At 68.3% G+C, this 16814-nt stretch carries 16 protein-coding genes; 5 read left to right on the forward strand and 11 right to left on the reverse strand.

Annotation, left to right across the window (positions count from 1 at the left end; genetic code table 11):
* Window positions 1-9: 9 nt before the first annotated feature.
* The 9 genes from IEW87_RS01590 to IEW87_RS01630 all read right to left on the reverse strand — a co-directional run bounded on the left by IEW87_RS01590 (window position 10) and on the right by IEW87_RS01630 (window position 10069).
* Window positions 10-846 carry a carbohydrate ABC transporter permease gene (locus IEW87_RS01590; RefSeq protein WP_188710572.1) on the reverse strand — a complete coding sequence of 279 codons (837 nt, stop codon included), beginning with the start codon at window positions 844-846 and terminating at the stop codon, window positions 10-12.
* Between the two features lies 1 nt (window position 847).
* On the reverse strand, window positions 848-1795 hold the full coding sequence (locus IEW87_RS01595; protein WP_188710573.1) for a carbohydrate ABC transporter permease: 948 nt from the start codon (window positions 1793-1795) through the stop codon (window positions 848-850).
* 40 nt (window positions 1796-1835) lie between these two features.
* The gene (locus IEW87_RS01600) at window positions 1836-3113 is read right to left on the reverse strand and encodes an ABC transporter substrate-binding protein (protein ID WP_188710574.1); all 1278 of its coding nucleotides are present in this window, start codon (window positions 3111-3113) and stop codon (window positions 1836-1838) included.
* A 154-nt stretch (window positions 3114-3267) separates the two neighbouring features.
* Entirely contained in the window at window positions 3268-4743 is a 1476-nt protein-coding gene (locus tag IEW87_RS01605) for a C-glycoside deglycosidase beta subunit domain-containing protein (RefSeq protein WP_188710575.1), read from the reverse strand.
* A 10-nt stretch (window positions 4744-4753) separates the two neighbouring features.
* The gene (locus IEW87_RS01610) at window positions 4754-6043 is read right to left on the reverse strand and encodes a C-glycoside deglycosidase beta subunit domain-containing protein (protein WP_188710576.1); all 1290 of its coding nucleotides are present in this window, start codon (window positions 6041-6043) and stop codon (window positions 4754-4756) included.
* 122 nt (window positions 6044-6165) lie between these two features.
* The gene (locus tag IEW87_RS01615) at window positions 6166-6909 is read right to left on the reverse strand and encodes a GNAT family N-acetyltransferase (RefSeq protein ID WP_229730825.1); all 744 of its coding nucleotides are present in this window, start codon (window positions 6907-6909) and stop codon (window positions 6166-6168) included.
* Between the two features lie 70 nt (window positions 6910-6979).
* Window positions 6980-8140 (reverse strand): hypothetical protein, encoded by a 1161-nt coding sequence (locus IEW87_RS01620; protein ID WP_188710578.1) that lies wholly within the window; start codon window positions 8138-8140, stop codon window positions 6980-6982.
* An 82-nt stretch (window positions 8141-8222) separates the two neighbouring features.
* Window positions 8223-9434 (reverse strand): serine/threonine-protein kinase, encoded by a 1212-nt coding sequence (locus IEW87_RS01625; protein WP_188710579.1) that lies wholly within the window; start codon window positions 9432-9434, stop codon window positions 8223-8225.
* Entirely contained in the window at window positions 9431-10069 is a 639-nt protein-coding gene (locus IEW87_RS01630; RefSeq protein WP_188710580.1) for an RNA polymerase sigma factor, read from the reverse strand. The genes IEW87_RS01625 and IEW87_RS01630 overlap by 4 nt, the downstream gene beginning before the upstream one ends.
* 83 nt (window positions 10070-10152) lie before the next feature.
* On the opposite strand from IEW87_RS01630, the gene IEW87_RS01635 reads away from it, so the two are divergent.
* From IEW87_RS01635 to IEW87_RS01650, 4 genes are all read left to right on the forward strand, one after another.
* Window positions 10153-10743, forward strand: a complete 591-nt coding sequence (locus tag IEW87_RS01635) for an LOG family protein (protein ID WP_188710581.1) — start codon at window positions 10153-10155, stop codon at window positions 10741-10743.
* Between the two features lie 4 nt (window positions 10744-10747).
* Window positions 10748-12193: a hypothetical protein gene (locus IEW87_RS01640; RefSeq protein ID WP_188710582.1), complete on the forward strand. Its 1446-nt coding sequence runs from the start codon at window positions 10748-10750 to the stop codon at window positions 12191-12193.
* 78 nt (window positions 12194-12271) lie between these two features.
* Entirely contained in the window at window positions 12272-14578 is a 2307-nt protein-coding gene (gene purL / locus IEW87_RS01645; RefSeq protein ID WP_188710583.1) for a phosphoribosylformylglycinamidine synthase subunit PurL, read from the forward strand.
* Window positions 14575-14733 carry a hypothetical protein gene (locus IEW87_RS01650; RefSeq protein WP_188710584.1) on the forward strand — a complete coding sequence of 53 codons (159 nt, stop codon included), beginning with the start codon at window positions 14575-14577 and terminating at the stop codon, window positions 14731-14733. The genes purL and IEW87_RS01650 overlap by 4 nt, the downstream gene beginning before the upstream one ends.
* A gap of 114 nt (window positions 14734-14847) precedes the next feature.
* Here the strand turns inward: IEW87_RS01650 and IEW87_RS01655 are convergent, their stop codons facing one another.
* Both IEW87_RS01655 and IEW87_RS01660 read right to left on the reverse strand, forming a co-directional pair.
* Window positions 14848-15327 (reverse strand): hypothetical protein, encoded by a 480-nt coding sequence (locus tag IEW87_RS01655; RefSeq protein WP_188710585.1) that lies wholly within the window; start codon window positions 15325-15327, stop codon window positions 14848-14850.
* 268 nt (window positions 15328-15595) lie between these two features.
* Window positions 15596-16303, reverse strand: coding sequence for a hypothetical protein (locus tag IEW87_RS01660; RefSeq protein ID WP_188710586.1), 708 nt, complete (start codon window positions 16301-16303; stop codon window positions 15596-15598).
* Window positions 16304-16444: 141 nt separating this feature from the next.
* On the opposite strand from IEW87_RS01660, the gene IEW87_RS01665 reads away from it, so the two are divergent.
* Complete coding sequence (locus IEW87_RS01665; protein ID WP_229730833.1) at window positions 16445-16786, forward strand: GntR family transcriptional regulator; 342 nt, start codon at window positions 16445-16447, stop codon at window positions 16784-16786.
* Window positions 16787-16814: the final 28 nt, after the last annotated feature.

Consider the following 16814-nt stretch of genomic DNA (forward strand, 5'->3'; position numbering starts at 1 on the left):
CGTCGCGCGTCAGCCCTTGAGCCCGCCGGCGAATCCCTGGATGAACTTCTTCTGCGCGATCAGGTACAGCGCGAGGATCGGGATCATCGACACAATGACGATCGCGAAGATCTTGTTCCACTGCGAGACCAGCGATCCGACGTAGTAGTACATGGCGACAGGCAGGGTCTGGTTGTCGGATCCGCCGAGGAAGATCAGCGACGCGAAGAAGTCGTTCCACACGATGAGACCCGTCAGAATCGCGACCGTGCCGGTTGCCGGAGCGATCAGCGGGAGCACGATGCGGAAGAACACCTGTGTGCGTGATGCCCCGTCGATCGTCGCGGCCTCTTCGAAGTCGGTGCCGAGACCGCGGAAGAATCCCGCGTAGATGAAGATCGCGAGCGGCAGCATCATTCCCGTGTAGAGAACGATCATCCCGTGGAGCGTTCCCGTGAGGCCGAGCGCACGGGCGCCGATGTACAGCGGAACCGTTCCGAGCTGCGTCGGAAGCACGATCGCGATGAGGAACAGATAAAACGCGCCCCTGCTCCACCTCCGGGTCGAACGGCTGATGACGTATCCCGTGAGCGATCCCAGCAGCACGAGCGCGAGGATGCTCCCGCCCGTCAGGATCACGCTGTTCATCAGACCCTTCAGGATGTTGGAGTTGCCCTGGGCCGTCAGCACTTCCGTGAAGTTGCCGAGCGTCGGCTGCTCCGGCGGGGTGACACCCGACGTCGTGAACACCTCGCTGTCCGGCTTCAGCGCCGTGACGACGAGAATATAGAAGGGCAGCAGGTAGACCAGCGCCGCGACCCACAGCAGGATCTCGCGGACGAGCGTGCGCTTCGTGTAGCGAAACATCTCAGACCTCCTTGGGGCCGCGGGTCGCGCGCTGCTGCAGCACCGCGAAGAAGAGGATGACGATGGTCAAAAGCAGGGCGAGCGCTGCGCCGTACCCGAAGTTGCCGAGCGAGAATGCCTGCTTGTACATCTCCGTCGCAAGAGTCTGCGTCGCGTCGGCCGGACCGCCACCTGTCAGCGCCATGATGTGGTCGAAGATGCGCAGTCCGTTGACGATCCCCAGCGTCGTCGCGATCGCGATCGCCGGTCTGATCGAGGGAAGGACGATGTTCCAGAACCGCTGCCACAGGTTCGCGCCATCGATCGCGGCGGCCTCCTCGACCTCCACCGGTACGCTCGCGAGCCCGGCCATGTAGATGACGAGCGCGAAGCCGATGTTCTGCCACACGATGACGATGAGGATCATCCAGATCGCGAGAGACGGATCCGCCAGCCACGGGCGCACGAGTCCGTCCAGTCCGATCATGGCGAGGAGCCCGTTCAGGGGGCCGTCGAACTCGTAGATGAACTTCCAGATGTACGACACGGCGAGCGGGCTCAGCACCGTCGGCATGAAGAAGAGCGTGCGCAGCACGTAGCGGGTCTTGAGGATTCGGTTGAGGCCGACGGCGAGCGCGAGCGCGAGGACGTTCGATGCGATCACGGATCCGAAGGCGAGGAAAAGGCTGTTGCCGAGCGCGAGGATCTTCGACGGATCGCGGAAGATCCTGACGAAGTTGTCGAACCCGATCATGTTGAACGAGCCGATGCCCGACCAGTCGGTGAACGCGAAGAACCCGCCGACCGCGTTGGCGGCGTAGTGGACGCCGAAGACGAGCACGATGCCCGGGAGCGCCCACCACCAGTGGCCGAAGCTCAGCAGGCCGCCCGAGCGCGGACGGGTTCCCGCAGGGCCCCGTCCGCGCCGTCGGCGTGGCACCGTGACGATCTCAGTTGCTGACGTGGTCATCGCCGTTCCCCTCTCTCGTCGCGGTGTATCGCGGTGCGGGTCAGTTGTCCCAGGCCTGATCCATCGCGGCGAGCACGTCGTCAACGGTGCTCTGTCCGGTCAGCAGGCCCTGCACGCCGGAGCCGAGCTCGTCGTAGACCGACTGGTTCACCCACTGCGAGTTGGGCAGCGGCGCGAATCGATCGGCCTGCAACGCGTCGGCAACGGGGGCGTACGCCGTCCCGCTCAGATCGAGCTCGGCGTATCCGCTTGCGGGAAGGACACCTGCGATGTCTGCGAACGTCTGAGACTGCTCAGGCTCAGCGACCCACGCGAGGAAGTCCTGCGCCGCTTCAGACGCCGCATCACCGGCAGCCGCGTTGAGCGAGAGCGAATAGTTCGAACTCGCGAGGATGAAGTCCTCCTCGCCGGCCGACGGGAAGGGCTGGAGCGTGAGCTCCTGGCCCTCGGCCGGCCCGCTCATGATCTCGTGAACCGCGCCGCTGGGGACGAAGGCGGTCAGCGACGACTTCGCCGCGAGCCCGTTGGTGATCGCCTCGAAGCCGGCGCCGGCCGCGCCGGGCTGGAAGCAGTCCGCTTCGTTCATCTCCACGATCAGCTCGAGCGTGTCGTGCCACCCCTCGCTCTCGGCGAAGGTGACCTCACCGTCGATGCGCTTCTGGTTCCAGGCGGGATCCTCGGCGAAGACCTTCGTGGCGGAGATGGACAGCGCCATCATCCCCGTGTTCGGCGCCGCCGCCCCGGCGAGAGCGAAGGCAGAGACCGGTGCGCCGCCGAGATCGGCGCACGTCGCGAGCAGCTCGTCAGTGTCCGCGGGGAAGGTCACGTCGTTCTCAGCTGCCGCCGTCTCGTTGAACGCAGTGGCGACGATCGTGTAGTCCATCGGGACGCCGTACACGCCGTCGGCGCCGAAGAGATCCTCGCTGCCCTCGGGAACGAGCGCCTCGGCACCGGAGCCGAGCTTCGTGAGGAACCCGGCATCGGACAGCTCGATCAGGCTCTGGCCCTGTCCGCTCCCCGGAGCGGTCTGGATGATGTCTGCGGCATTGCCGCCCTGCAACTGAGTGCGAAGCGACTGCGCATAGTTGTCGTTCGGCTGCGGGTTGAGTTCGATGTCGACGTCGTGCGTCTCCATGTACTCATTCGCGAGCGTCTCATAGGGGCTCTCGAGGTTGTTCGACGTCGCGTACGTCATCGAGAAGCGCGCAGTGTCGCCTCCCTCGTCGGACCCGGAACAGCTCGCGAGCACCAGCGTGCCCATCGCTGCGACCGCGACGGTACTGACCATGCGCGTGCGGCGGGAGTTCTGCGTTGACATGTTGTGCCCTTTCGACGTCTTCGTCTGATCGCGATCCGGGTGCCCCAGGGTGGGCGTGCCCCGCGATAACTCGATTGTCGCAAAGTTATGCGAGAAACACACATAACCGTTGCGGATGTATGACATAAGTGGGGTTCGACCCCATTTGGTCCAGCTAGACGTGCGCCCGTAGAGCGGCGGCGCTCGCCCGGATCAGGTCGTGCTGGCGGCGCACGAGTACAAGCGGATCCACCTCACCCAGTTCGGCGAACGCGTGACCTTCCCACTCGCTCGAGAAGTAGCCGCGATAGCCGCCCTCGACGAACACGCGCACGAGCTCCGGGTAGTCGATCGCGGGCTCCTCGCCCGACTCGTCGATGTCATAGAACTTTGCGTGCACGTGCATGATCTGCGGCATGATGTCGGCCCACTCGGTGGGGTCGACGTGGCCGTGCATGTTGAATGCGAGGTGCGCGAAGGATCCCAACCGTCCCGGGTCGAAGTCACGTCCGCGCAGGTACCCGATGAACTCGTCCTGGCGTTCGCGCATCGAGCGATCGGTCGCCCAGATCTCTTGCAGGCGCTCGAGCGCCGCGCTGTCGAGGCCGGCGCGCGCGACCGCGCGCAGCAGGGTCGGCGACATACGGCGCATCGTCGACGAGAAGTCGGCGACGAAGCCGAGCAGCGGCGAGCCCAGCTCCTCGTAGACCTCGCGCACGCGCAGGATCTCGGGCGAGTTCGGCCCCAGGGGTGCGTGGATCTCGTACGCGAGCTTCACGCCGAGCTCTTCGGCGAGCGGGAGGAGGCGACGCAGCAGCTCGGGCTTCGCGCTCTGGATGCGGATGAGCGGGAAGTCGAGCCGCGCGGCACTGGCGAAGAGCGTCCGAGTGAAGTCGTACTCTTCGTCCGGCGTCATGTCGCGGTCGCGGCGTCTGCCCATGTCGAGGTTCGCGCCAAACGAGCTCGCGACGAAGCCGTGGCGGTCGAACGCCGACCGCCAGCGCCGCTCGAACTCGTCGGTGACGCGCGGATACTCGGGGAGCATCTGCGAGGCGACGATCTCGATGCCGGGCCCGATGCCGAGATCCGCGACGCGATCGAGCAGCTGATCGAAGTCGAACCAGCCGGCACGGAACTCCGCGCTCGCCGAGTAGAGCGTCAGGCCGAGCGGAAACGGATCATCCTCGGCGGGCGGCCGCGGATCCGTCACGCGGGCGAGCTCGGGCGCAGGCGCGTCGCGATCCGTCGCCGTGAGACGCTCCTCCTGGTGGACGATGTTCGGCACGTACATGCCGGGCCCGCCGTTCTCGCCCGCCGCAATCTGCATGTACGGCAGGCGCAGTTCGCCGTGGATCACGACGTCGCGCTGGTCGCCGACGACCACCGGCTCGTCGAGCGCGACGACAAGGAGCGGGTGCGACTCGAGATACCAGAGCGTCTCGCTCTGGGCGGGCAGCTCCGACAGCGCGTAGCTTGTGCCGTCGAGTTCGAAGGTCAGCTTCTCCTGCGCGACCTCGACACCGTCGATCGACAGCGTGATCGACGTGACGGACGACAGCCACAGGCTGCGGTACCAGGGCACCTGGAGACGGAGGGCGGCGCCGGCGGGGTGGGCCCGCAGACTGTCGTGTGCGATGAGTCCGTTGGGCATGGGGTGCTCCTTACAGCGACGAGGCGATGCGGCGGATGAGGGAGTGCTGACGGCGCACCTGTTCGATCGAGCGCCACGGATCGCGTTCCCCCTCGTACTCGCTCGAGAGATACCCCGTGTAGCCCGCGTCCTTCATGGCGCGCAGCACGGGTTCCCACGGGATCTGCTGATCGACGAGGTTCTCGTCGATGTCGTGGAACTTCGCCTGCACGAAGACCGTGTACTTCGCGACGTCGGCGAAATCGGCGGGGTCGACCCCGATGCCGTCGAGGAACGCGGGGCGGGTCTCGCGGGTCTCTCCGGCGCGCAGCGGGATGGGACGATCCTGGAAGATGCCGGTGTCGATCAGCAGACCGAAGTGCTTCGTGCCGGTGCGTTCGATGAGCGAGATGTAGTCGTCGACGACGGGGTGCTTGATGGGCGTCGGCGAGTGGATCTCGGGGCAGATCACCACGTCGAGTTCGTGGGCGAGGTCGAGGGAGCGCTCGACGGATTCCGTCCAGATCGGGTGAGGGACGAGGTCGCTGGAGACGACGCCGATCTTCGGGCGCACGAACCGGAAGCCGAACTGCTTCGCGAGCTTCAGGTCTCGTTGCAGCGCGGCCGCGCCCTGCTCTGCCGTCATGTCCTGGTCCGGGTGCAGTCGCGTGTCGATCCAGGATCCGTAGTTCGTCGGCTCGAGGGCGTACTTCTCCAGCAGCCGGAACCACTCGTCGATCCAGGCGGTCGTCGGGTTCGGATACCCGGCGACGTGCGCCTCGCCGAGAATCTCGACGCCCGTCGCGCCGACGTCCGCGACGTGCCGAAGCGACGTCTCGAGGTCGAGCACGGTGCCGTAGTCGTGCATGAAGCTGTACAGCGAGACGCCGTACTTGAAGGGGCCGCCATCGCCCTCGGGCGCGAGCGTGACGTGCTTCGTCTCGCGCGCGAGCGTGGGCTGGTGCTCGATCGGGATGTAGGACATCCGCAAGCGGATCTCCACCGAGAGCTCGTGCACGCCCTGGGGGAGCCCACCGTCGAGCGGCACCGTCACGAGCGCGCCATCCTCGAGCGACCAGCGGTATCCCTCGCTCGCCTGGACCTCGGCGAGGGTCATCGTGCGGCCGCCGAGCGTCCAGAGGGGAACATCGGGCGCGACGTCGACGAGACCGGGGATCCGCACCCCGATGCCGTCGATGAGCGAAGCGGCCATCCCGCGATACGAGGGAATGCGCACGCGGAATTGGAATCCCGTCGCGCGCCCACCCTCATAGACGTTGCGGAACCCCGTGGATTGGATCAGGTCTCGTTCGAGCAGCATCGGCACTCCCTCGTCGCAGGTGATGGGTGTGCCTTCACGCTATCCCACTTATGCATCTTTGATGCATAAGTCTTCCTGATAGAGGAAAAAGGTCCCGCCGATGCGCGAACGACGCGACCGCCCTACGGTGTGCGGATCCGGAGGAACGGCACCCGCCGCCGCAGCACGAAGCCGAGCTTCTCATACGCCGAGACGGCTGCGGTGTTCGTGCCCGATGCGTGCAGGAAGGCCTCGTCGCCGCGCGCGCGGATCGCGTGGGCGATGTCGAGCGTGAGGGCGGAGGCGAGACCTTGCCGACGCGCCGATTCGTCCACCGACACGGCGCTGATCTCGGTCCACCCGTCGGCGCGCAGGCGCTCGCCCGCCATGGCGACGAGGCGTCCGTCACGCCGGATCCCGACGTAGCGCCCGAGCTCGTGCGTGCGCGGCAGGAAGGGACCGGGCTTGTTGCGCTCCACGATCGCGAGCATGTCGTCGACGTCGTCGGCGCCGAGCTCGACCGCCTCGGGGTGGGGCCTCGTCTCGAGACGCTCGGTCGGCACCAGCTGCACGCCGAGGCCGCGACGCAGGTACTCCCACCCGTCCGGCAGCTCCGGCTCGGCATGCGAGGCGAACACCTCTGCGCCGTGCCCGTACACGTCGATGATCGCGTCCCAGACGTCCGGGTCGTCCCACGACGCGACGCCGCCGAACGCCGAGATGTCCTGCGGATAATGCTTGACGAGGTCGTTGCCCTCGGCGAATGCGGCATGAGGACCGGTCAGCGCGGACCAGGCGGGGTTGTCGAGAACGTGGCGGCTCGTGGCGACGACGGGCTCATCCTGTGCGTGATGGGAGGCGGCAGAGCGAGGCGTGAATTCAAGCATCGTCGCCATTGTGCGCCTGTCGCCTGAGAGCCGACACCGGATCCGGGCGCCGCTCCGCCGCCGGACACGATCATCGGGCCGCGAACGACACCGTCAGCTCGTCGCCGGAGAATTCCGCCGCCTTCTCGCCGGCCATCTCGAGTCCGCTGCCGTAGAGCATCCCGACCTCGATGTCGCCGCTGACGCTGAGACCGACCTCGGTCGTATCGACCGGCACCGCGAGGGAGGCCGTCTGGTCGCCCTTCGCGTCCCGCGTCTCGTCCTCGACGTGGATGGTCTCCTCCGTGACCTCGCCGTCGACATCGATCGCGAGCGCCGCATCGAGCTTCTCGATGCTGCCAGGAATCACCGGGTGCTCGGCCGTCACCTCGTAGTTCCAGTCGACCTCGAGCCACGCCTGGCCGGGAGACGCCCAACCGTCGTCGGCGGTCCACGCCGTCAGCGTCGCCGTGACGATCTGGAACGAGTAGTCGATCGTCACGTCCTCCGCCGGCGAGCTGTGGGTCTTGGTCGGGAAGGCGTCGTCATCGATCGCGAACGTGTGGTGGAGTTCCTGGCGCGCGGTCGGCAGGTAGTAGGCGGCCGCGACCTCGTCGTCGACGCGTTCGCCGGTGAGCACGTCGACGTACTGGTCGTGGCCTTCGGAGGAGACCACGAGTCGTGTGGATCCGTCGTCGGGAGCGGAGACCAGGATCCGGTGGTCCTGCTGATCCTCCAGCGCAGAGAGGTGCTGCTGCGCGCCTCCCGCCACGAGGGAGAGGTCACTCGTGGCGACATCGTCGCCGGGCGCTTCCGAGTGGGGTGTGTACGTCACGTCAACGATACGAAAGGCCTCACCCTGGGCCGCGCCGTACTCGGCCGCCTCACCGTCCGTACCGGGGGCGGGATCGAGTCCGACCTCCTCGGCGGCGACGGCAGTCACTTCCTGCACTTCATTGACCGTGAGCGTGCCGCTGGGGGTAATGATCTCGCCCTGCTCCGGACGGATCGTGCCGGTCATCGTCACGTCCTTGGAGATGTCTTCGTAGACGAACCCGGGGTCAGTCGTCAGCGCCGGCGCAGCGTCCTCGCTCGCCTGGGTGGGTCCCTCGGTCGTCTGCGCGGGTTCCTCGCTGTCAGCGAACCCGGCGGTCTGCGTTTCGGTCCCGCAGCCCGCCAGCACGAGCATCGACAGTGCCGCGATACCGATTCCGCCGCGAGCCAGCATCGCGCGCTTCGCCGTGTGTGTCATGAGTCTCTCCTTCAGAGGCGTGGATGGTTCGCCTGTATGTCGCGGACCGGCACCGATTGGTTGCATGAGATCGGAAGAATTCTCATTCCACGACGCGGACGATGTGACGCGCCTCGAGTTCCACCCCGTCGGAAGTGCGCGAACGCAGCACGACCTCCCCCGTGCCCGGGCTCGTCGCGACCATCGTGACCTCCGCCGAGTCGGTGACGAATCTCTGGGTCGGCAGCGACCACGACCATGACGTCACGCCGTCGACCGTCGCAGTGAAAATCGCCTCTTCGCCGACGTCGATCTCGGACGGACCCGAGATGCTGATCGACGCTCCGGCCACCGCTGCGGGGGGCGCGGGTTCGTCGCCGAGCCACAGACCCAGTGTGAGGGCGCCCGCGAGAGCGAGCAGGACGGCACCGATCGCGGCAGCGCGCGACCGCCATGCCCGGGTCGGGCGAGGAGGATCCGCCGGTGCCGCCGGCGCGGAGTCAACCGGCGCCGTGGGTGCCGGCGGCGCGAGGGCCGCCTCGACCTCGCGGAGCCATGCCTGAGCGCCGAGTTGACGGCGTTCAGGCCGGACCGACATGCCTCTGCTGAGGACGCGCCTGAGCTCGGGCGGGATCGCCGCGCCCTCGGCAAGCCACGTCAGCAGCGCCGACATCGCCCAGATGTCGGCCTGCGTATTGACGACGCCGACGGCGTCCTGTTCGGGCGGCCGGAATCCGGACGTCCCACCCGCCACCGTCAGGCCGGAGTTCAGCGCGAGGTCCTTGCACATTCCGAGGTCGGCGAGCAGCAGCCGCTCGTCGTCGCGGACGAGGGACGATCCGCTCGTGCCCTCGTCGCCAGGCGAGCTGTGCGCGCCCGAGGCGAGCAGCAGGTTCCGGGGGCTGAGGTCGCGGTGCACGAGGCGTGCGCGGTGGACCGCCTCGACACCCGCCGCCAATGGACGCGCGACGGCGAGCAGATCGGCGGGCGACGCGCGCCAGCCCTGGTCGCGCAGCCACGCGACCCGATCATCGAGCGACCGCCGGTCGGCGTACTCGAGCACGAGGTAGGGCTGCTGCTCCGCGGACTCGCCGATGTCGTGGATCGCCGCGACGTGCGCGCCGCCTACCCGCCGCAGCGAACGTCCCTCCGCGATGAACCGTTCGCGGATCTCGGGATTCAGGCTGTGGTTTTCGGCGAGGATCTTGATCGCGACCGTGTCGTCGAGCCGTTCGTCGACGGCGCGGTACACGGTGGCGAAGGATCCGATGCCGATCGGGTCTTCGACGCGGTAGTGGGACAGCCGCCAGTTCACGGATCCACCTCCGCCCCGTCGAGTTCCCGAAGGGTTCCGGCGATCAGCGCGCGTCCGCGACTCACCTGCGATTTCACCGTGCCGACGCTGCGCTCGAGGTGCGCCGCGATCTCGGCGTACGACATCCCCTCGATGTCGCGGAGGGTGACAGGGATGCGATAGAGCTCGGGCAGGTCTGCGAGGGCCTGTCGCACCGTCACTCGCGTCGCGATCAGCGAACTCATCCGGGCCGCCGGGAGCAGGTTCTCGTCGATCGTCGATGTGTCGCGCTGGCGGCGGAGGTGGTCGGCGACGCGCCGCCTGACGATCGGGTGCACCCAGCTCGTGAACCTGCTTCCGCGCCGATACGAGCCGATGGAGCCGACGATCGAGATCAGCGCATCCTGCGCGACATCGTCGATCGCGTCGCGGTCAAGCAACATGGATCCGGCGAACCGGTGTACGACGCCCGATGAGTCCAGCGTCTCGACCAGGAGCTCCAAGGCCGCCGAGCTGTCGGCAGCATGCCTCGCGAGGACATCGAGCGCGTCGTCGGCGCGCCCCGCGTCGACGAGCGCGGATGCTGCGCGAGACGCGGCCCTCATGTTCGCCGCGCGAAGGGCGGCGCTCAAGTCCTCCACCCCGCGCTCCCCCATACGCGGAAGTCTATCGAGGTCCTTTTCGCCCCCTGCGCGCGGCTGCGCCGGCTCGCTCTGTCGCAGCCGCATACCCTGGAAGCATGCGCGAGATCTCCTGTGTCACCGTGTTCACCGGATCCAGCCCCGGAGCGGAACCCGCGTTCGCCGACGCCGCCGTCGCGGTCGGCACGGCGTTGGCGAAGGCGGGGATCGGGCTCGTCTACGGCGGCGGCAACGTGGGCCTCATGGGCGCGGTCGCGACGGCGGGGCGCGACGCGGGCGGCGCGGTCGTCGGGGTGCTGCCCGAGGCGCTCGTCGACAAGGAGATGGCGCACCCGGACCTCACGCGACTCGAGATCGTCGCCGACATGCACGAGCGCAAGCAGCGCATGGCTGATCTCAGCGACGCGTTCGTGATGCTCCCCGGCGGCATCGGCACGCTCGAGGAGTTCTTCGAAGCGTGGACGTGGCAGCAGCTCGGGATCCACGACAAGCCGATCGCGCTGTACGACGTCGGCGGGTTCTGGGATCCGCTGCTCGAGATGATCGACCGGCTCGCGGACCAGGGATTCGTTCGGGAGCACTTCCGCAACGGGCTCATCGTGTCGAGCGAGCCGCAGGATCTGCTCGAGAAGCTGCGGGCCTGGCAGCGGCCGGCGCCGAAGTGGGAGCCCACCGCGGGCATCGTGTAGCGGCGTGCTCGATGTCTATGCACCCGTCGTGCACGGCATCGGGGTGCGCGACCACAAGGAGTTCGCGGAGGACTCGGTGCGCCGCGTCGCCCGGCATCTCGAACGTGCGAGCTGGCGTCGCGATTCATGCCCGACGACGTGCGACGGCTTCGCGATCGGCCACGTGCACCTCGTCGACGACGGCGACAGGAGCCTCGTCGTGGATCCGATCACGTGGTTCGACGAGATCCGCACCCCGTCGCGATGGCGCGCCGCGTGGTGGTTCCTGCGCGCACTGTTCGTGCTGTGCGCCGTCCACCTGCTCGTGAACGGTCAGGTGCTGTTGAGCGCGCCATCCGTCGCCGGACTGCCGCGCTACGTGTGGCGCGCGCTGCGCGCGATGACGTGGATCCTGCTGCTCGGCGCGCTCACGATCGCGCTCGCCGTGCCGCTCACCCTCGCGGTCGCGCTCGTTCCCCGGGCACGGATCCTCGCAACCGACGCACTCGGTTGGACGAGCGATCCGGAGACGCGCGAGAAGGTGATCGCGCGTGTGACGTCTCGCGTGGTCGCGACCCGGGCACGGCACACCGTGCTGATCGGGCATTCGCAGGGCGGCGCCATCGCGACGAACGCGTGCCACGTGCTGGAGCCGGCGACGACGACCCTCGTGACCATGGGCAACGGTCAGGCGCTCCTCATTCCGCTCCGCGCATCCCGCGGCATCCCGTGGACATCGTTCGCCGCCCTCGTCGGCGCGATGATCGCCTATGTCGCGGCCGCGCTCGTCATCATGCGCACCCTGCTGCTCGGCGCGATCGAGCTGACCGCGGCGGTCGTGCGCGGGCTCGCGCTCCTCGTCCGCGCGGCGACGGATCCGGGCGCGGCCCCCGATCACGTCGCGGCGGCCGGCGCGGGAATCGTCGCGGCGGTGGAGTCGCTCGCCCTCTCGCCGCAGCTGTTCGTCGTGCTGATCGCAATCCCCGTGGTCGCCGTCACCGTGCTCGTCTACGCGCGACTGCTGGCGCCCATCGTGCGCGACATCCGCGGCCTCTTGGATGCGGGAGTGCTCGGCATCGACCTGTGCGCGCGCTTCGACGGCGTCTCGCACCCGTTCGCTGTGCTCGGATCGTCGCGACGCGTCGCCACGATCACCCAGTCGGCGTCGCTGCTCGACCACATGCTCTACTTCGACAACCGCGCGGAGGTTCTGACCGAGATCGAGCGGTGGATCACAGGCGCGGGCGGAGAACGCACGCCGGATCCGCGCGCATCGGTGGCACGGCGACGGATGCGACACCTCGTGCGCAGCCTGCGCGCCGCCCGCGCCGTGGTCGCGCTCGCGGCGATGGCGATCGCCTCACTGCTGGTGCCCAGCGCGCTCGCGGCCGCGACCATCGGCGGCGCCGCCTACGCCGTCATGACGCTCGTGAAGCACCTCGCGTGGCGGGCCGTGCAGCGAACGCTGTGAAGCGGCGACGTGACCCCGCTGTCCCCCGCCCGCCTAGACTGGGAGGATCCCGCCCCGCCTGACTCCTGGAGCCTCCGCGTGACAACTTCGCCCGTCGCTGACACCGTCTCGAATGCCGCTGCCACGCCGGAGCGCGACCAGCCCTACGAGACGCTGGGCCTCAAGGCCGACGAGTACGCACAGATCCGCGAGTTGCTCGGGCGCCGCCCCACCTCGGGCGAGCTGGCGATGTACTCGGTGATGTGGAGCGAGCACTGCTCGTACAAGTCGAGCAAGAAGTACCTGCGCCGCTTCGGAGAAAAGGTCACCGAAGAGATGACCGAGCGGTTGATGGTGGGCATGGGGCAGAACGCTGGCGTCGTCGACGTCGGCGAAGGCTGGGCCGTGACCTTCAAGGTCGAGAGCCACAACCACCCGTCCTACATCGAGCCGTTCCAGGGCGCGGCCACCGGCGTCGGCGGCATCGTGCGCGACATCATCTCGATGGGCGCGCGTCCGGTTGCCGTGATGGACCAGCTGCGCTTCGGTGCGATCGATGACCCCGACACGGCGCGCGTGGTGCACGGCGTCACGGCGGGCATCTCGTCCTACGGCAACAGCCTCGGCCTGCCGAACATCGGTGGCGAGACCGTCTTCGACTCCTGCTACCAGAAGAACCCGCTCGTCAACGCGCTGGCCGTCGGCGTGATGCGTCACGAGGACATCCGCCTCGCCAACGCGACCGGAGCCGGCAACAAGGTCGTGCTCTTCGGCGCGCGCACGGGCGGCGACGGCATCGGCGGCGCCTCGATCCTCGCGTCCGACTCGTTCAGCGACGGCGGACCGACCAAGCGGCCGGCCGTGCAGGTCGGCGACCCGTTTGCCGAGAAGGTGCTCATCGAGTGCTGTCTCGAGCTCTACCGCGACGAACTCGTCGAGGCGATCCAGGATCTCGGCGCCGCCGGCATCTCCTGCGCGACGAGCGAGCTCGCCGCGAACGGCGGATCCGGGATGAACGTCGAGCTCACCGAGGTGCTGCTGCGCGATCCCTCGCTCACGCCCGAGGAGATCCTCATGAGCGAGTCCCAGGAGCGCATGATGGCGATCGTCGCTCCCGAGAAGCTCGAGAAGTTCCTCGAGGTCACCGGCAAGTGGGAGGTCGAGACGAGCGTCCTCGGCGACGTCACCGGCGACGGGCGACTCATCATCACCGGGGACGGCGAGACGATCGTCGACGTCGACCCCACGACCGTCGCGGTCGATGGCCCCGTCTACGACCGCCCGGTCGCCTACCCGTCGTGGATCGATGCGCTGCAGGCCGACTCGGCGGCCCGCCTCCCGCGGCTCACCAAGCCGGAGGAGCTGAAGGAGCAGTTCGCGCAGCTGATCGCGAGCCCGAACATCGCCGACACGAGCTGGATCACGAACCAGTACGACTACTACGTACTCGGCAACACAGCGCTGTCGTTCCCCGACGACGCCGGCATGATTCGGGTGGACGAGGAGTCCGGCCTCGGTTTCGCGATCGCGACCGACGCCAACGGCCGCTATTGCCAGCTGGACCCGTACGCTGGCGCCCAGCTCGCACTCGCCGAGGCGTACCGCAACGTCGCCGTGACGGGAGCCGTTCCCACTGCCGTCACCGACTGCCTCAACTTCGGCAGCCCCGAGAACCCCGAGGTCATGTGGCAGTTCTCACAGGCCGTCGACGGTCTCGCGGACGCGTGCCAGGCGCTGTCGGTTCCGGTGACGGGCGGCAACGTGTCGTTCTACAACCAGACGGGCGACATCCCGATCCATCCCACGCCCGTCGTCGGCGTGCTCGGCATCATCGACGACGTCTCGCGCCGCATCCCGAGCGGTTGGCAGGACGCGGGCGAGAACATCTACCTGCTCGGCACGACGGCCGACGAGCTGGACGGATCCGCGTGGAGCGACGTCATCCACGATCACCTCGGCGGCCGGCCGCCCGCTGTCGACCTCGACGGCGAGAAGCGCCTTGCCGAGTTGCTGCAGGCGGCGCGGGACGAGTGGCTCATCTCGAGCGCGCACGACCTGTCCGAGGGCGGTCTCGCGGTCGCCGTCGCGGAGGGCGCGATGCGGTTCGGTGTTGGCGCGCGCGTGTGGCTCTCCGAGCTGATGTCTCGCGACGGCGTCGACCTCACCAGCGCCCTGTTCTCGGAGTCGACGGGCCGCGTCATCGTGACCGTGCCCCGCGAGGAGGACGTGAAGTTCCGCGGCCTGTGCGAGGGGCGCGGCTATCCCGTGCTGCGCATCGGCGTGACCGACACCCAACCCGACCTCGAGGTGCAGGACGTGTTCACCTACCCGGTGGCCGAGCTGCGCGCGCTGTCGGCGGCGACGCTGCCAGCGCACTTCGGCGAGACCGTCGCGGAGGCCGTGTGAGTTCCATTCCCCCCGAGCTCGAGTTCGCCGACGACGACGGCGACAATCGCCTCGAACGCCGCAACCGGCGGATCCGCGTGGTCGCCTGGGTCGTCGTCGTCTCGCTCATCATCGCCGGAGGCGGATCCACGGTCCTGCTGACCCTCTTCGGCTGACGCCCCTAGGGTGGGCGCCGGCCGCTCCGGATCCGCGGGGGTCTGCCGCTTCCGCGGACGAGAACCCACATTCGGGGCGGCGGGCCTGGCCCACCGCCGCCGTTGTGATGCGCGCTACTCGTCGCAGGTCGCGCAGATGCCCGTCGCGGGCAGCACCATGAAGCAGGTCATGCAGACCGGTTCGGGCTTCTCTGGCGCCGACGGGCGCGCGGGTCGGCGCGGGGCCGTACGCGTCGGCGTGCGGACGCGATCCTCGGGATGGGTGACGCCCCACGCCCCGTGGAACCGACGGCTCGGCCAGCGCTCGACGTTGCCCGCTCGCCGGATCGCGTCCTCCTCGGAGCGGAAACCGGTCGTGTACCCCACGTGCACCTCGAGTGCTGGCCCGCCACCGCGGCGATTCACCCGGAAGTACGAGCCGTAGCCCACGAGGTCCGAGGCGTCCGTGTTCTCGACGATGCGGCGGATGAGCTGCTGGTTGGCGAATGGCGTGCGGTACCGCTGGAAGGCTTCGTCCAGGGTGGCGAGCGGCGTCGCACGCTCGCGGATCTTACGCGCGCCGACGAGGTCGGCGGTCTCGGGAGTCTCGGTCATTTCCTCCACACTACGGCGTGCGGGTCACCAGCGGGGCGCCCGGATCCACGGACGAAACACGAATGGGTCGCCAGACATTGCACGTTCGTGCGCTCCCCCGCTGCAATGTGTGGCGACCCACAGGGCCGGGCACCGATGGGTCGCCAGAGTTTGCAGCCTGCGGCAAGCCGCGGCTGCAAACTCTGGCGACCCTCACGCGTGGGGAGACCGCGCACGCGGAACCCCACCCAGCCGAGATGCGGGCGGCACATTGCCCGCGCGCTGACTATCAGGCGCTGAGCTCACCCGCGACGCGGCGCTTGAGTTCGGTCTCGGCGGCGTCCGAGAGCACGAGGAGGCCGTCGAGTTCCTCGCGGATGCGTCGATACGCCGTCTGCCGCTCCGCCGCGGTCGCCGAGGTGTCCACCGCGACGTTGAGCATGTGCTGCGCGCGCGTCAGCCGCTGCCGCTCCGCCTCACTGAAACCGGTATCCCGCACGCGCCGGGCCTCCTGCTCGGCGACGTCGAAAGCAACCTCGTAGTCGTGCACCGCGTCGCGATACTCCGCGTAGGCTTCAGCGTCGACGCGCGCGTGCGCGGATGCCGGGCGCAACCCGTCGGCGACCTTCTTCGCTCGGAGGAACGCGGCGGTGTGCCGGTCCCTGCCGTCGCTCATCGTCGGGAAGGCGATGAGCTTCGCCGCGTCGAGCTCGTAGTCGAGCCAGCGACGCGAGACGTCGTCGTGCGTCTCCATGAGGCGTTCGAGACGGTCCGCGCGGCTGGCGGCATCCGCCTGGGCGATCGCCTCGGGATCCATGGACTGGTTCGCCTGCGCGATCTCGGCCTTGGCGCGCATGACCTCGAGTCGCTGTTTGTGGCGCTGCTTCGACTGCTTCGACCACCAACTCCCGAGCGCGCTGAACCCGCTCGCGATGGCGCCGCCGAAGACGAGAGCGAGCCACCAGTAACTGCCGAGAAAGCCGAACAGGGCGTCCATGTGCACAGCCTACGACGCGAGGCGCATGCGAACCGAGGATCGGAGAGGTGGTTGACACATTGCTGGGTTATGTGGTTCATTAGTCGAGTAACTAACCAGACAACCCGGGAGGGCGCGATGGACGAGGGCAGGCCTCTCTTCATGCAGATCGCTGATCTCGTCGAGGACCAGATCGTCGACGGGACTCTCTCCGAGGACGAGAAGGCACCTTCGACCAACGAGATCGCCGCCTTCTCACGCATCAATCCCGCGACCGCGGCGAAAGGAGTGAACATGCTCGCTGAAAAGGGAATCCTCTATAAGCGTCGGGGCATCGGCATGTTCGTCTCGCCGGGGGCCCGCGAGCGCGTCCTCGCCGAGCGCAAGGCCGCTTTCGCCGACAGCTACATCGCCCCCCTGTTCGCCGAGGCCCGCAAGCTCGGGCTCGGCCCGGACGATGTCGCACAGCTCATCAACGAGCACGCGACGCCCCAGACATCGTGACCCGCGGCGCACGCCGCCCGTTCAAGGA

The organism is Microbacterium faecale, assembly GCF_014640975.1.
GTDB classification, from domain to species: Bacteria; Actinomycetota; Actinomycetes; order Actinomycetales; family Microbacteriaceae; genus Microbacterium; species Microbacterium faecale.

What these genes read in the sequence shown, in the direction of transcription:
- IEW87_RS01595 (WP_188710573.1), bottom strand. Translation starts at nt 1,795, where the DNA reads ATGACCACGTCAGCAACTGAGATCGTCACGGTGCCACGCCGACGGCGC.
- IEW87_RS01610 (WP_188710576.1), bottom strand. Translation starts at nt 6,043, where the DNA reads ATGCTGCTCGAACGAGACCTGATCCAATCCACGGGGTTCCGCAACGTC.
- IEW87_RS01630 (WP_188710580.1), bottom strand. Translation starts at nt 10,069, where the DNA reads ATGGGGGAGCGCGGGGTGGAGGACTTGAGCGCCGCCCTTCGCGCGGCG.
- IEW87_RS01620 (WP_188710578.1), bottom strand. Translation starts at nt 8,140, where the DNA reads ATGACACACACGGCGAAGCGCGCGATGCTGGCTCGCGGCGGAATCGGT.
- IEW87_RS01615 (WP_229730825.1), bottom strand. Translation starts at nt 6,909, where the DNA reads ATGCTTGAATTCACGCCTCGCTCTGCCGCCTCCCATCACGCACAGGAT.
- IEW87_RS01665 (WP_229730833.1), top strand. Translation starts at nt 16,445, where the DNA reads ATGCAGATCGCTGATCTCGTCGAGGACCAGATCGTCGACGGGACTCTC.
- IEW87_RS01590 (WP_188710572.1), bottom strand. Translation starts at nt 846, where the DNA reads ATGTTTCGCTACACGAAGCGCACGCTCGTCCGCGAGATCCTGCTGTGG.
- IEW87_RS01660 (WP_188710586.1), bottom strand. Translation starts at nt 16,303, where the DNA reads ATGGACGCCCTGTTCGGCTTTCTCGGCAGTTACTGGTGGCTCGCTCTC.
- IEW87_RS01605 (WP_188710575.1), bottom strand. Translation starts at nt 4,743, where the DNA reads ATGCCCAACGGACTCATCGCACACGACAGTCTGCGGGCCCACCCCGCC.
- IEW87_RS01655 (WP_188710585.1), bottom strand. Translation starts at nt 15,327, where the DNA reads ATGACCGAGACTCCCGAGACCGCCGACCTCGTCGGCGCGCGTAAGATC.
- IEW87_RS01600 (WP_188710574.1), bottom strand. Translation starts at nt 3,113, where the DNA reads ATGTCAACGCAGAACTCCCGCCGCACGCGCATGGTCAGTACCGTCGCG.
- IEW87_RS01635 (WP_188710581.1), top strand. Translation starts at nt 10,153, where the DNA reads ATGCGCGAGATCTCCTGTGTCACCGTGTTCACCGGATCCAGCCCCGGA.